The following is a 14,395-nucleotide window of genomic DNA, read 5'->3' as shown; positions in this document are numbered from 1 at the left end:
CACCGTTGGCGCTTCCCTCCGCAAGGAGTTACCTGCGCAGTTACATGACCGACAAGCTGGCTTCGAAAGCGCAGACCCGATTGCGCCCTTGCCGCTTAGCGCGGTAGAGCGCCTGATCCGCGCGGCGCAGCAGCAGGTCAGACGCGCCGCCGTCGTTCGGGAACAGGGCAATGCCGACCGATACGGTAAATTCTCCGTACACATCTTTATCCAGCGGCAGGCGAAGATTTTCCACCGCCCGGCGAATACTCTCCGCGCGATCGGCTGCCACAGAAGCCGTCACGTCTGGCAGAATGATCGTGAATTCTTCCCCGCCATATCGGCATGCGATATCCTCGGTCCGAATACTTGTTTTGAATATTTCGGCAATCGCCTTCAGCACCGAGTCTCCGGCAGCGTGGCCATGTGTATCGTTGAAGCGCTTGAAGTGATCCAGATCCAGCATGAAGACCGCCAGAATCTGCTTCCGCCGCGCCGCCCGCGCCAGTTCTCGCTCCAGCGAAATCTGCATGAAGTGCCGGTTGAACAGTCCGGTCAGCGGATCGCGGATCGACTGGTTCTCAAGTTTGGTACGCAGGTTCAGTGTTGCAGCCGCCATGCCGGTCAATTGCACCAGTTGGCGCAGACCGTCCATATGCTCCTTTACCCAGCGAACCCTGCCCTCGGTAGCGCAACGCACATTCAAAACACCGAGCGTATTGCCGTGAGCGACGATCGGCAGGCACAAGTAACGCTCCGGCGGTAAACCGGTGAAGTGTGTGCAATGGATCTCAGAAGCGTCCGGCTCCCGCCAGCGCGGTTGCCCGGAGCGCAGGCCACAGCACGAATCAGGCGTGTGGAAATCATCCACAACGGTATCGTCTTCGCCGCTGCTCCACTGCGCGACGGTCTCCACCAATTGCCGGGAGTTGTTGATGATGCAGAGCGAACCGGATGTGCCGGTCAACAGTCGCGACAGGCTCTTTGCTGCCGACTCATAGACCTGGGCCACATCGACGCATAGCTGCAACTCGTCGCGCGCCGAGGTCAACAGAGCGGACTCAGACGCCCGGTCCTCCAGGGAATTCACCGTTAGCGCCAGCCTTTCATTGCTCTGCGCGGTCTGCCGAGCTACCCGCTGGCGCATCAGTGCATCCCGCAACAGGAAGCCAAATAGCACCAGCATTCCCAGAAGAGCAAGAATGACAAAGAACACCTCAGTCGCGATCGACGCGAACGAACTGCGCTCTGACCCCTTCGTGCGGTCCTTCAGCAACCACTGCTCCTGATCGGTCATCAGCCCGATGGTCTGCTGACAGCGTTGCACCGCCGCATCCGGGATTACCGCCTTAGCGGTAAAGGCATTCACCGCCGAGGTCAAATCCGCCGTGCATGCGTTCAGACTGTGCAAGTTTGCCGTCTGGTTTGGATTGTCCGCCACCAGCAGCCTGAGCCGGACAACGGTCGTATCCAATTGATTGGCGCTGGCCCGGGCGCGAGTCAGCTGCTCCTCGTTTCCCGTCAACACATACAAGCGGGTCCGATAATCCATCCGTTCCTGAAGCAGTGAAACCCGCTGGAGCGCTGCAATCACCTCTTCGGTGTGCTGAATTCGCTCCGCAGAAGTGATCAACTTTTCCGTGTTGCTGTAGACCCACGCTCCCGCCAGTACGATCGAGAACAGCGCGCCGATGGCAGCCAGGATCAGCAGCGCAACCGCCGAGTTTGGACCGGAGACGAAATTGAAGCGTCGGAAGAGTCGATTCATGTGCGAGGTGGGCTAAGGCACTAACGATTACCTACATGGTACTTCAGTAATCCGTATAGTGGGATGAATATATCGGTTTTTCGCGTTGTTCCCCATCTGTCTACGAACTGGCGCCTGGTGGCAAGGGATATCGAAAGAAGTCGAATTCGCCCGATATGCGCCGATTCCTACAATCGGATGCAGGCGCGATAAGAAATCTGTCTTCACTGCCAGCGCTCATGGTACTTTACTCTTAGTAACACACCAAAGTAACGTTATGATCCGGGAAAATTATGGACAATCCGGTTTGGACCCCTCCGCTCCCGAGGTATCGTCTCCTGCGGTGGAGCAACGCGGCTCCTTGCCGGTTCCAGCTCTTTCCCCAAATCAGGCCGTCGACTATCTGGTCGAAGTTGTTCAGCGACTCTCGCTCGCCCGCGATCTGGATGCGGTCATGACCATCGTCCGCGTCGCCGCGCGCCAGCTCACCGGTGCCGACGGCGCCACCTTCGTCCTGCGGGAAGGCGACCGCTGCTTCTACGCGGAAGAAGACGCCATCGGTCCCCTGTGGAAGGGACAGCGGTTCCCCATGAACATCTGCGTGAGCGGCTGGGTCATGTCTCATCGCAGGCCCGTCTGCATCCCGAACGTCTTTGAAGATGACCGCATCCCCGTCGAATCCTACCGGCCAACCTTCGTGCGCAGCCTCGCCATGGTACCCATTCGCACCCATGAACCCGTCGGCGCCATCGGCAACTACTGGGCGCGGGAACACACCCCGACCGCCGAGCAATTGAAATTGCTGCAGGCGCTCGCAGATTCAACCGCCGTAGCCATGGAAAACATCCGCGTGCACCAGGAGCTCGAGTCTCGGGTGCTACAGCGGACCCAGGAACTCGAAGCCACCAACGAAGAACTCCGCACAGAAGCGCAACTTCGCAAACGTATGGAAGCCAAGGTCATGCGCCTCTCCGTGACCGACGAGTTGACCGGCCTCAACAATCGCCGCGGCTTTCTCCTGCGCGCCGAACAGATGCTCAAGCTGGTGACTCGCGTGCATACCCAGGGCTGGCTTATCTATATAGACCTGGATGGTCTCAAGCGCGTGAATGACCTCCATGGCCATGACACGGGCGACCGGCTGATCAAGGCTGGCGCCAAGGTACTGCGCGAAAGTTTTCGCGAGTCGGACATCATCGGCCGCATCGGCGGAGACGAATTTGTCATCTTCGCCACCGGGACAGCCACTCCGGCCATCGAGATAGAAGAGCGCCTGCGCCAGAACACCGCGCACCACAACCTCTGCTTCCCCGATCAGCCCCCGCTCTCCATGAGCATCGGCGTCATCCGCTGCGACCCGCACGCCCTGCATACACTGGACGACATGATCCATCAGGCAGACGCAGCCATGTACATCGAGAAGCGCCGCAAACGCGCCCGCCTGCAGGAACGAGATCTCGACCAGCTAGTCGACTAAACCGCTACAATCGACTAGACATGACCAGTCTCTTCGATCTATATAAAATCGGCGTCGGACCCTCCAGCTCTCATACGATGGGCCCCATGCGCGCCGCATTTCGCTTCGTGCAGGAACTCACTGCGAAGGGCACGTTAACCCGCGTGTCGCGCATTCAGGCCGAGTTGTACGGATCGCTTGCCCTCACCGGCATCGGCCACGCTACGGATCGCGCCGTTCTCCTTGGCTTGAGCGGCCACGAACCCGCCACTGTCGACCCGGAAGCGATCGAAAACGTCGTATTGCATATTCGCAAGACACAAAGCCTCCTGCTCGGTGGCCACCATGCCATAGCTTTTGAAGAAGCAACTGACCTTCTCTTCCATCGCGATCAGATGTATCCTCCCGGCGCAGTCCAGCAGCATCCCAATGGTCTTCGCATCACCGCATACGACAGCTCCGGAGCCATCGTCGACACCCGCACATATTTCTCCATCGGCGGAGGCTTCATCACCGAAGACGGCTCCACCGTTGCAGCATCGAACTCAGGTGCAACGTCGCTTCCCTACCCTTTCCATAGCGCGGCCGAATTACTGGAGCTCTCCCATAAGCATTCCCTGAGCATCGCGCAGATCCTGATGGACAACGAATGTTCCCGCCTGCGTGCAATAGACACAACAGCCAGCGACGAATCCATCCGTATCCAGATCCGCGAACGCATCCTGTCGATCTGGCAGACCATGCAATCCTGCGTAGCCCGCGGCATTGCGACTGAGGGCATTTTGCCGGGTGGCCTCAACGTACGCCGTCGCGCACATCGTCTCGCCGCACGCCTGCGCGACCGTCAGCAACAGCAGGCCCCGTCCGATCCACTGGCGCCGCTCGACTGGGTCACTGTCTACGCCATGGCTGTGAACGAAGAGAACGCCGCCGGTGGCCGCGTCGTCACTGCTCCTACGAATGGAGCGGCCGGTGTCATCCCCGCCGTAGCCAGCTACTACCAAAACTTCATTCCCGGCGCCAGCGAAGAAGGCATGTTGCGCTTCTTCCTCACCTCGGCCGCCATCGGCATCCTCTACAAGGAGAACGCTTCAATTTCAGGCGCCGAAGTCGGCTGTCAGGGAGAAGTGGGCGTCGCCTGTTCGATGGCCGCTGGCGGTCTCGCTGCCGCACTCAGCGGAACATCGGGACAGATTGAGCACGCCGCCGAAATCGCAATGGAGCACAACCTCGGCATGACCTGCGATCCCATCGGTGGCCTCGTCCAGATTCCCTGCATCGAGCGCAACGCCATGGGAGCAGTCAAGGCCATTCACGCAACTCGCATTGCCATGCAGGACCTCGAAGAACATAAAGTCTCGCTGGACCAGGTCATCCAGACCATGTACCTCACCGGCCTCGACATGCAATCCCGGTACAAGGAAACCTCACTCGCCGGACTTGCCCTCAACATCATCGAGTGCTGAGGCTGCCTTTCGAGAAAACCAGGCCGTTCCAGTAAGCTACGTTCATGCCCGCTGACGAATTCATCCCAGCCACCGTACCACCGGAACCACCGCAAATCGAGAGCCTGCCGGTTGAACGAATCAATGTCGAGGTTGCGACGCCAGCGGAGCTGCAGCAACACGAGATACAGGCTCCGCCCCGGCGCGGCATCGCCCCCATCTGGCATACAGTCCTCCTCGTCATCGGCATCCTCGGCTACTCACTCTGGGGAGGTCTGCGCCCCGATGCCGGCTCCGAGCCCATCTCCGCCATGAAGGGATCGCGCGTACTCCACTATGCCGTGAGCGGCGTCTTTGAACTGGCCCTCGTAGGCTGGGTTGCGATTGGCCTTCGGTTGCGCAAAGTGAGTTTTCGTTCGCTGCTGGGTGCCCTGCCGCGCGGCCTCAACAACATCACCATGGAGATCGGCATCTCGGCAGTCTTCTGGCTCGCGTCCATGTTCGTGCTGGCAACTGTGGGCATCACCTGGACCATCGCACAGGACCACATATACAAGACCGAACTGGCTGCGCACAATCAACAACATCAGCAGCATGAAGCTCAGAAATCGCAAGGCACCACTCCACCGCCCGAATCACCAAAGCCCGAATCACCGCAGCAGCAACAAATCAAGATGGCCCGCAAGCTCATGTCCTTTGCTCCCGAGAACGGTATCGAGATCGCAGCCTGGGGAGTGCTCTGTCTCATCGTCGGCTTCTCCGAGGAACTGGTCTTCCGCGGCTACATGCAATCGCAGGGAATTCAGCTTCTACGGAGCGCGGTGGCGGGCGTCATCTTCTCAGCACTCATCTTCGGCGCAGCACATGGCTACGAAGGCCTGCGTGGCATGACGACGATCTGCATCTATGGCGCACTCTTCAGCGGCATCACACTGCTACGCCGAAACTTGCTGCCCGGCATGGTCGCGCACGCCTGGCATGACTTCGCCACCGGCCTCGCACTCGCACTCGTTCGCGCCACACATCTGCTCGATAAACTACCCTCGGCGTCCTAGCTTCTCACCAGACTCAGTTGGATGCCGAGTACGCCAGCATGGCTTCAACTACAGTGAATGCGACATCATTCAGCAGCTTGACGCAAACGATCGATGCAGCCTTTGCACTGTGAATGATGCGAACTTCGATCGCGTCGCGAGCCGCGACGTGAGAACAATTTGACACAGCTGCATTTTTTTCTTGACACTCGTTCCAGGTGAATCTATACCTTCACACATTGCAGTGAATCTTCAAGACCTGCAATGGAACAAAGCGCCAGGGAGAATAGGCGAGCAACAACAGGCAAGCATCACGTAACAGGCAACAGAAAAGGAGACGCCGTCGGCGTCTCCTTTTCTGTTTCTACTGCGTACATCAAGAGTCGATAATGAAGAGCATGACTCGACGCCGCTGGATCGCGAACTCACGCACTGATACCGCCGCTGATAAGACTGCAAGCCTTATCGGAGCACAAGCCGACCACCTCGCTCGCGTCCTTCGCGCACAGCCTGGCATGCAGGCGGACGTAGTTGCAAACGGCCGCGTCTATCGCGCCGAAATCACATCCGTCTCCGTCGATGAAGTCGTCTTCCATCTGCATGAAGAGATCGAGTCCGAACCTGCTCTGCCCGCAACGCTCATCCTCGCCATCTTCAAGTTCGACCGCATGGAATGGGCCATTGAAAAGGCCACCGAACTTGGTGTCGCTACCATCGTTCCGGTCATTGCCCGCCGCACCGAAAAACATCTTGCGCAATCCGCAGAGAAACGAGTCGAGCGCTGGCGACGCATCGTGCAGGAGGCAGCCAAACAGTCCCGCCGCGCCGATCTGTCAACTGTAGAAGAGCCCGTTACACTCGCCGCTTATGTGCAGCGGCCGTCGGACGCGCAACACATCCTGCTCGCCGAAGACGAACGCAGCACCACACTCCGCCAGCGCATCGAGACCGCCCTCGAAGCATCCTCAACTGACCTGCCTAATTTTGAATTTGCCATCGGCCCCGAAGGCGGATGGACACCTGAAGAGCTAGCGCTTTTCGCAAAGCATAACTGGCAACCAGCATCGCTAGGCCCAAGAATTCTGCGCGCAGAAACAGCAGCAATCGCAACACTCTCCATAGCCTCATCACTGCTATGAAGCCAAAGCTGTTCAACCCCTCTGCAGGCCCGCTCATCAAAACGCTGTTCCCTATTCCCTGTTCCCTTCTTTATCCCCGCTCAACTTGATAGTGGAACGGCGCACCAACCTCAGTCGCCATCCCGCGCACCGTTTGCAAGAATGCAGTCGCCGCATACGAGAGCTTCCCGTTCCGCCGATACACCAGCCGCAGCAGCCTGCGAAACTCCAACTCATCCACCGGAACATCCACCAGTTCTCCCGTCTCCAACTCGCGCGCAACAGTCAGCCGAGGCACCAGCGCCACGCCATTCCCCATCGCCACAAAACGCCGGATCGCTTCAATCGTCGGCAACTCAATTCGCATCTGCAACGGCGTACGATGCCGCTCGAATGCTTCAACAACTTTCCGTCTCAACGGCGAAGGAACATTGTGCGCAACAAACAACTCGTCACCTAAATCCGTGATCGAGACGCGTTGCGCTCTCGCCAGCGCATGCTGCGGGTTCACAATGAACGCCAGCGTGTCCGCATACACAGCCACCGACCGGTACTGCTCCGTATCCGGCTTGTAAGAAATCACGCCCAGCTCAAATGTGCGCAGATTCAACTCATCAGGAATCTGGCTCGCCAGCGACCGGTGCACCGTCACATCGATCTTCGGATGCAGCTTGCGAAAAGCATCCAGCACCGGCAGCAAATAGAGACACGTGTATTCGTTTGCTGCAAGCTGCAGCCGTCCGCGCTCAAGCGACTTCAACTCCTCCATCGCGCTCGAAGCCTCACGCCGCAGCGCCAGCAAACGCAGCGCGTACTCCCGCAAGAGTTCCCCTGCAGCCGTCAGCGAACCATCCCGCGCAGCGCGATCCAGCAGCACTTCTCCAACCGAATCCTCCAGCTTGCGAATCACCTGGCTGATCGCCGGCTGTGTCCGGTGCAGCCGCACCGCCGCCCGCGAAAAACTTCGCTCCTCTGCCACCGCCAAAAACGTCTCAAGCTGGTTCAATTCCATTTACCGCGCCTCCAACCCACATAAGCATTCATGATCGAATCTCAAATAATTATAACTTTGCGTTATATCGGCCAAATGCGAGAAACTGTTTATGGCAAAGAAGTACGCCCACAGGGATCCCGATCACGATGGACAATAACGTACTGATTTTCGACACCACCCTCCGCGACGGCGAACAGTCTCCCGGATGCAGCATGACCACCCAGGAAAAGCTCTCCATGGCCCATGCGCTCGAAGACCTCGGAGTGGACATCTTGGAAGCCGGATTCGCCATGGCCTCTGAAGGCGACTTCGCCGCCATCGCCACCATCACCCAGGCCATCCGCAAGCCGCGCATCACCTCGCTCGCCCGCGCCAAGAGCGAAGACATCATCATGGCCGCGCGCTCGCTCGAACATGCCGACCGCGCCCGCATTCACGTCTTCCTCGCGTCCAGCGACCTGCACCTCGAATACAAGCTCAAGATGAGCCGCGAACAGGCGCTCACCCAGGCCGCAGAGTCCGTCGCCCAAGCACGCGCCCTCTGCGACGACGTCGAGTTCTCGCCCGAAGACGCCACCCGCTCCGACCGCGAGTTCCTCATCGAAATGGTCCGCGTAGCCATCCAGGCCGGCGCCACCACCATCAACATGCCGGACACCGTCGGCTACTCCACTCCCGAAGAGTACGGACAGATGTTCCGCGAAGTCCGCGAATGCATCCCAGAGATCGACGCGCAGAACATCATCCTCTCCTCGCACTGCCACGATGATCTCGGCCTCGCCGTCGCCAACTCACTCGCCGCCGTGCAAGCCGGAGCCCGTCAGGTCGAATGCACCATCAACGGCATCGGCGAACGCGCCGGCAACGCGCCCCTCGAAGAGGTCGTAGCAGCGCTCTTCGTCCGCGCCGACCGCTACGGCGTCACCACCAACATCCGCCGCGAAATGCTCTACCCCACCAGCCAGACCCTCGGCCAGCTCATCACCTTCGGCCCTTCGCCGAACAAGGCAATTGTCGGTGCCAACGCCTTCGCACACGAGTCCGGCATTCACCAGCACGGGATGCTCGCCAACCCGCTCTGCTACGAGATCATGACGCCCGCCTCGGTCGGCGCCGCAACCACGCAGCTCGTGCTAGGCAAACACTCCGGCCGCGCCGCCCTGCGCAATCGTCTCGAACAGCTCGGTTACACCATCGGTCGCGAAGAACTGCAGCAGACCTACTATCGCTTCGTAGCCCTCGCCGACCGCAAGAAGAACATCTACGACGTAGACCTGATCGGCCTGCTGCCGCAGCAGATTCGCGACCGCCGCGCCATCTCCTACGCAGAAGTCGACTAACAATGCTCGACTTGGTTTGCAACTACACCATGAGCAGAGCGTAGGCATTGAGTTTTGTGAAAGGGCACGGCTTCAGCCGTGCCGATTAGGCCAAACTTCAAACGGGGCTTCAGCCCCTGAGGCATTCTAAAAAGGAACCCATGAAGCTCAATCTCCTAGTAGTAGCCGGCGACGGCATCGGCCCCGAAGTCACCCGCGAAGCAGTCGCCGTCCTCCAGACCGTCGCCGAGCTCGAAGGCCACGAATTCGTCATCACCGAGAAGCGCATCGGCGGCATCGCCATCGACACCGACGGCACTCCCCTGCCGGCTGACACCCTCGAAGCAGCACTCGCCTCTGACGCCGTTTTCCTCGGCGCCGTAGGCGGCACCAAGTGGAACGCCCTCCCTCCCAACACCCGTCCCGAAGCCGGTCTGCTCCAGCTCCGCTCCGCACTCGGCGGTTTCGCCAACCTGCGCCCAGCCTTCGCCGTGAAAGAGCTGGCGGCCAACAGCCCCTTGCGCACCGAAGTCATCGAAGGCGCCGACATCCTCTTTGTCCGCGAGCTCCTCGGTGGCCTCTACTTCGGCTCCCCGCGCGAATGGAACAAGGAAACCGGCGAAGCCTGGAACACCATGCGCTACACCAAGGCCGAAATCGTCCGCGTAGCCCGCATCGCCTTTGAGCTAGCCCAGAAGCGCAGCAAGAAGCTCACCTCCGTCGACAAGGCCAACGTCCTCGAAGTCTCACAACTCTGGCGCGCCACCGTCACTGAAGTCGCCAAGGACTACCCCGACGTCACACTCGAACACCAGCTCGTCGACTCAATGGCCATGCTCATCATGACCAGCCCGCGCAACTACGACGTAGTCCTCACCGAGAACCTCTTCGGCGACATCCTCTCCGACGAGTCCGCCGTCATCACCGGCTCACTCGGCATGCTGCCCTCAGCCACCATCGGCGGCAAAGTCAACCTCTACGAACCGATTCACGGCTCAGCGCCCGACATCGCAGGCAAAGGCCTCGCCAATCCCCTCGGAGCCATCCTCACGGCAGCGCTTATCCTGCGCCACTCAGCAAACCTAGAAGTGGAAGCAGCTGCCGTCGAAACCGCAGTCCGTCGCGTGCTCGAAGAGAACTACCGCACCGCCGACCTGGCTCGCGGCAACACCACCGATTTCAAAGTCCTCTCCACCACCGAGATGGGGCAGCAGGTAAGAGAAATGCTCAGCGAAATCCTGACCACCCAAACGATCTGATTCCGAACCAACAGACCAGATCGATCAAGCAGATCAGATCGAACGGAATGGTAGGCCGGGGATTCATCCCCGGCAATCAAGGGCAAAGATTTAAGAGGGGGCTTTAGCCCCTGAGGTAAAAGCCAAATGAGCAACACACCGAAAACGTTATTCGAAAAAGTCTGGGAGCAGCACATCGTCGCCGAACCCGCAGGCGAACCGACACTCATCTACATCGACCTGCAGCTCCTCCACGAAGTCACCTCGCCGCAAGCCTTCGAAGGCCTTCGCCTCACCGGCCGCAAGGTGCGCCGCCCCGACCGCTGCGTCGCCACCGTGGACCACAACGTGCCCACGCTGCTCGCCGAGCGCTTCAACATCGTCGACCAGATCGCCGCCAAGCAGATCAGCACCCTGCGTGACAACTGCAAAGAGTTCGGCATCGAGCTCTACGACATCGGCAGCCGCGAGCAAGGCATCGTCCACGTCATCGGCCCCGAACTCGGCATCACCAAGCCCGGCATGACCATCGTCTGCGGCGACTCGCACACCAGCACCCACGGGGCATTCGGCGCGCTGGCATTCGGCATTGGCACCAGTGAAGTCGAGCACGTCCTCGCCACGCAAACCCTGCCGCAGTCACGCCCGCAAACCTTCCGCATCGCCGTCGAAGGCGAACTGCCCAAAGGCGTCACCGCCAAGGACATTGTCCTAGCCATCATCGGCAAGATCGGCACCGACGGCGCCACCGGGTGCGTCATCGAGTTCGCCGGCTCCGCCATCCGCGGCCTCTCCATGGAAGGCCGCATGACCATCTGCAACATGAGCATTGAAGCAGGCGCCCGCGCCGGCATGATCGCCCCCGACGAAACCACCTTCGCCTACCTCAAGGGCCGCCGTTACGCCCCGCAAGGCGCAGCCTGGGATGAAGCAGTCGCGGAATGGCGCAAGCTTCCCTCAGACCCCGGCGCGAAGTTCGATCGCGAACTGATCATCGACGCTGCCACCCTCGCTCCCTACGTAAGCTGGGGCACCAGCCCAGGCATGGTCGCGCCCATCACGGCCACCGTTCCCGACCCAGCAGCCACGCAGAACGAAAGCGAACGCCGCGCCTTCGAACGCGCCCTCGAATACATGGACCTCAAGGCCGGCACGCTGCTTGAAGACATCAGCATCGACCGCGTCTTCATCGGCTCCTGCACCAACTCACGCATCGAAGACCTCCGCGCCGCAGCAGCCGTAGCCAAAGGCCACCACGTCAGCACGCATGTCTCCGCAATGGTCGTTCCCGGCTCACAGGCTGTCAAGGACCAGGCCGAACAGGAAGGCCTTGACCTCGTCTTCAAGGCAGCAGGCTTTGACTGGCGCGAGCCCGGCTGCAGCATGTGCCTCGGCATGAACCCCGACATCCTCCAGCCCGGCGAACGCTGCGCCTCGACCTCCAATCGCAACTTTGAAGGCCGCCAGGGCCGCGGCGGACGCACCCACCTCGTCAGCCCTGAAATGGCCGCAGCCGCAGCTATCACCGGCCACTTTGTGGACGTCCGCAACTGGAACGAAATCGAAACAGAACTCGCAGCAACGGAGGCGGCGAACTAACATGGAACCCTTCAAAACCATCACCTCGCTCGCCGCCCCACTCGACCGCGTCAACGTCGACACGGACCAGATCATCCCCAAGCAGTTCCTCAAGCGCATCGAGCGCTCCGGCTACGGCGAGTTTCTCTTCTTCGACTGGCGCCGCCAGCAGGACGGCCCTCACGCCGGCGAGCCCGACCCATCGTTCGTCCTCAACGACCCAAAGTACAAGGGCGCAAAGATCCTAATCGCCGGCAAGAACTTCGGCTGCGGATCAAGCCGCGAGCACGCCGCCTGGGCGCTCAGCGACTTCGGCTTCCGAGCCGTCATCGCCCCCACATTCGCAGACATCTTCTTCTCCAACGCTGGCAAGAACGGCATCGTCCTCCTCCGCCTCTCCGAGGCCGATGTAGCCCTGCTGCTAGACCGCGCCGCCAACACACCCAACTACGAGCTGACCGTCTCCCTCGAAAATCAGACCGTCACCGACGCGCAAGGCTTCCACGCCACCTTCGAGATTGACCCCTTCCGCAAGTTCTGCCTCATCGAAGGCCTCGACGACATCGGCCTGACCCTGCGCCACGCCGCCGAGCTCGACGCATTCGAAGCCAAGCACGACCACGACAACTGGCTGAAACCGCGAGCAGCTACTAGCTTCTAGCTACTAGCCTTTAGCTCTGTAAACGACTCACGCACTCACAAAACAAGGCTAGAAGCTAGTAGCTAGAGGCTAGAAGCTCCCAATGATCGAAGGCAAGCGCCAAAGCATCCCGTTGACTGAAGGCCCCAATCGCGCCGCCGCCCGCAGCTACCTGCGCGGCATCGGCTTCACCAAAGAGGACCTGCACAAGCCCATCATCGGCGTCGCCAACACCTGGACCGAGATCGGCCCCTGCAACTTCCACCTGCGCGACGTAGCCGAAGCCGTCAAGCAAGGCATCCGCGAAGCCGGTGGCACCCCGATGGAGTTCAACACCGTCACCATCTCCGACGGCATCACCATGGGCACACAGGGCATGAAAGCCTCGCTGGTCTCGCGTGAAGTCATCGCCGACTCCGTCGAACTCGTAGCCCGCGGCAACCTCTTTGACGGCATCGTCGGCATCGGCGGCTGCGACAAAAATATGCCTGCCATCATCATGGCCCTCTGCCGCCTCAACATCCCCAGCATCATGCTCTACGGCGGCAGCATTGCCCCTGGCAGGCTGAACGGCAAAGACATCACCATCCTCAACGTCTTCGAGGCCATCGGCTCCCACGCCGCCGGCACCATCGACGACGCAGGCCTGGAAGCCGTAGAAGCCGCAGCCTGCCCCGGTGCCGGAGCCTGCGGAGGCCAGTTCACCGCCAACACGATGGCCATGGCCGCAGAAATCCTAGGCATCTCGCCCATCCAGCTCTCCGGCGTCCCCGCCCTGAGCAAAGACAAGCACGAAGCCTCGCGTCAGGCTGGCCACATCCTCATGAAGGCCGTCCGCGACAACCGCCGCCCCTCCGACATCATCACCCGCGCGTCGATCGAAAACGCCATCGCCTCTGTAGCGGCATCAGGCGGCAGCACCAACGCCGTCCTGCATTTCCTCGCCATTGCCCGCGAGATGGGCATACCGCTCACCATCGACGACTTCGACCAGATCAGCGACCGCACGCCCTTCATCTGCGACCTCTCGCCCGCAGGCAAATACGTCGCCTCGGACTACCAGGCCGCCGGCGGTTCGCGCCTGCTCGCCCTGCGCATGCTTGACGCAGGCCTGCTCAACAGCGACGCCCTCACCATCAGCGGCAAGACTATCGGCGAAGAAGCGCAGGAAGCCGTCGAAACTCCAGGCCAGCCTGTCATCAAAACCTTCGAAAATCCGATTAAGCCCCACGGCGGCCTCGTCATTCTCAAGGGTAACCTGTCCCCCGAAGGCAGCGTCATGAAGATCGCTGCCGCCGACCGCACCGAGCATCGCGGCCCCGCCCGCGTCTTCGACTCCGAAGATGATTGCTTTGCCGCCGTCCAGGCCCAGAAGATCAACCCCGGCGACGTCCTCGTCATCCGCTACGAAGGCCCCAAGGGCGGTCCCGGCATGCGCGAAATGCTGCAGGTCACAGCAGCCATCAGCTCCAACCCGCACCTCAGCGCCACCGTAGCACTCATGACCGACGGCCGCTTCTCCGGAGCGACTAGAGGTTTTACAGTAGGCCACGTAGCCCCCGAAGCCTTCGTCGGAGGCCCCATCGCAGCAGTCCGCGAAGGCGACATCATTCACTTCGACATCGCCAACCGCAGGCTCACCCTCGAAGTCTCCGAAGCAGAAATCGCCGCCCGTCTCGCCAACTTCAAGGCCCCCGAGCCGCGCTTCAAAAAGGGCGTCTTCGCCAAATACGTCAAGACGGTAAGCTCAGCAGCAGAAGGCGCAGTCACCAGCTAGTTTTGTTTTGTAACAAGGGCACGACTTTAATCGAGCCACAAACCGCGATAACGATACAGGGGCTTTAGCC

General features: G+C 60.5%; 12 protein-coding genes. 9 read left to right on the top strand and 3 right to left on the bottom strand.

Annotated features, from left to right (window positions below; all coding sequences use genetic code 11):
- Nucleotides 1–40: 40 nt before the first annotated feature.
- Nucleotides 41–1,747, bottom strand: a complete 1,707-nt coding sequence (locus AC5S27_RS07305) for a sensor domain-containing diguanylate cyclase (RefSeq protein WP_493933906.1) — start codon at nucleotides 1,745–1,747, stop codon at nucleotides 41–43.
- Between the two features lie 340 nt (nucleotides 1,748–2,087).
- Between AC5S27_RS07305 and AC5S27_RS07300 the strand changes: the two genes are divergently transcribed.
- The 3 genes from AC5S27_RS07300 to AC5S27_RS07290 are packed head-to-tail and all read left to right on the top strand — an operon-like array spanning nucleotide 2,088 to nucleotide 5,682.
- On the top strand, nucleotides 2,088–3,203 hold the full coding sequence (locus AC5S27_RS07300) for a sensor domain-containing diguanylate cyclase (RefSeq protein ID WP_493933905.1): 1,116 nt from the start codon (nucleotides 2,088–2,090) through the stop codon (nucleotides 3,201–3,203).
- Between the two features lie 20 nt (nucleotides 3,204–3,223).
- The gene (locus AC5S27_RS07295) at nucleotides 3,224–4,648 is read left to right on the top strand and encodes an L-serine ammonia-lyase (protein WP_493933904.1); all 1,425 of its coding nucleotides are present in this window, start codon (nucleotides 3,224–3,226) and stop codon (nucleotides 4,646–4,648) included.
- Nucleotides 4,649–4,692: 44 nt separating this feature from the next.
- Nucleotides 4,693–5,682 carry a CPBP family intramembrane glutamic endopeptidase gene (locus tag AC5S27_RS07290; RefSeq protein ID WP_493933903.1) on the top strand — a complete coding sequence of 330 codons (990 nt, stop codon included), beginning with the start codon at nucleotides 4,693–4,695 and terminating at the stop codon, nucleotides 5,680–5,682.
- Between the two features lie 13 nt (nucleotides 5,683–5,695).
- Here AC5S27_RS07290 and AC5S27_RS07285 read toward each other — a convergent pair whose 3' ends face one another.
- Nucleotides 5,696–5,848 (bottom strand): hypothetical protein, encoded by a 153-nt coding sequence (locus AC5S27_RS07285; RefSeq protein WP_493933902.1) that lies wholly within the window; start codon nucleotides 5,846–5,848, stop codon nucleotides 5,696–5,698.
- A 211-nt stretch (nucleotides 5,849–6,059) separates the two neighbouring features.
- On the opposite strand from AC5S27_RS07285, the gene AC5S27_RS07280 reads away from it, so the two are divergent.
- A complete protein-coding gene (locus AC5S27_RS07280; RefSeq protein ID WP_493933901.1) occupies nucleotides 6,060–6,800 on the top strand; it encodes an RsmE family RNA methyltransferase in 741 nt (246 codons plus the stop codon).
- Between the two features lie 70 nt (nucleotides 6,801–6,870).
- On the opposite strand, the gene AC5S27_RS07275 is transcribed toward AC5S27_RS07280, so the two are convergent.
- Nucleotides 6,871–7,791 carry a LysR family transcriptional regulator gene (locus AC5S27_RS07275; protein WP_493933900.1) on the bottom strand — a complete coding sequence of 307 codons (921 nt, stop codon included), beginning with the start codon at nucleotides 7,789–7,791 and terminating at the stop codon, nucleotides 6,871–6,873.
- A gap of 128 nt (nucleotides 7,792–7,919) precedes the next feature.
- Here AC5S27_RS07275 and AC5S27_RS07270 point away from each other — a divergent pair, with 128 nt between their 5' ends.
- The 5 genes from AC5S27_RS07270 to ilvD all read left to right on the top strand — a co-directional run bounded on the left by AC5S27_RS07270 (nucleotide 7,920) and on the right by ilvD (nucleotide 14,325).
- Nucleotides 7,920–9,113: a 2-isopropylmalate synthase gene (locus tag AC5S27_RS07270; RefSeq protein ID WP_493933899.1), complete on the top strand. Its 1,194-nt coding sequence runs from the start codon at nucleotides 7,920–7,922 to the stop codon at nucleotides 9,111–9,113.
- A gap of 140 nt (nucleotides 9,114–9,253) precedes the next feature.
- Nucleotides 9,254–10,351, top strand: coding sequence for a 3-isopropylmalate dehydrogenase (gene leuB / locus AC5S27_RS07265; protein WP_493933898.1), 1,098 nt, complete (start codon nucleotides 9,254–9,256; stop codon nucleotides 10,349–10,351).
- Nucleotides 10,352–10,477: 126 nt separating this feature from the next.
- Entirely contained in the window at nucleotides 10,478–11,929 is a 1,452-nt protein-coding gene (gene leuC, locus AC5S27_RS07260; protein ID WP_493933897.1) for a 3-isopropylmalate dehydratase large subunit, read from the top strand.
- Between the two features lies 1 nt (nucleotide 11,930).
- Nucleotides 11,931–12,569, top strand: coding sequence for a 3-isopropylmalate dehydratase small subunit (leuD, locus tag AC5S27_RS07255; protein WP_493933896.1), 639 nt, complete (start codon nucleotides 11,931–11,933; stop codon nucleotides 12,567–12,569).
- An 82-nt stretch (nucleotides 12,570–12,651) separates the two neighbouring features.
- Nucleotides 12,652–14,325 carry a dihydroxy-acid dehydratase gene (ilvD, locus tag AC5S27_RS07250; RefSeq protein WP_493933895.1) on the top strand — a complete coding sequence of 558 codons (1,674 nt, stop codon included), beginning with the start codon at nucleotides 12,652–12,654 and terminating at the stop codon, nucleotides 14,323–14,325.
- The last annotated feature ends 70 nt before the right edge of the window (nucleotides 14,326–14,395 follow it).

It is taken from the genome of Acidicapsa borealis, assembly GCF_059115245.1.
The sequence above is the reverse complement of the archived record's forward strand: the minus strand, read 5'-3'. Positions and strand labels throughout refer to the sequence as shown.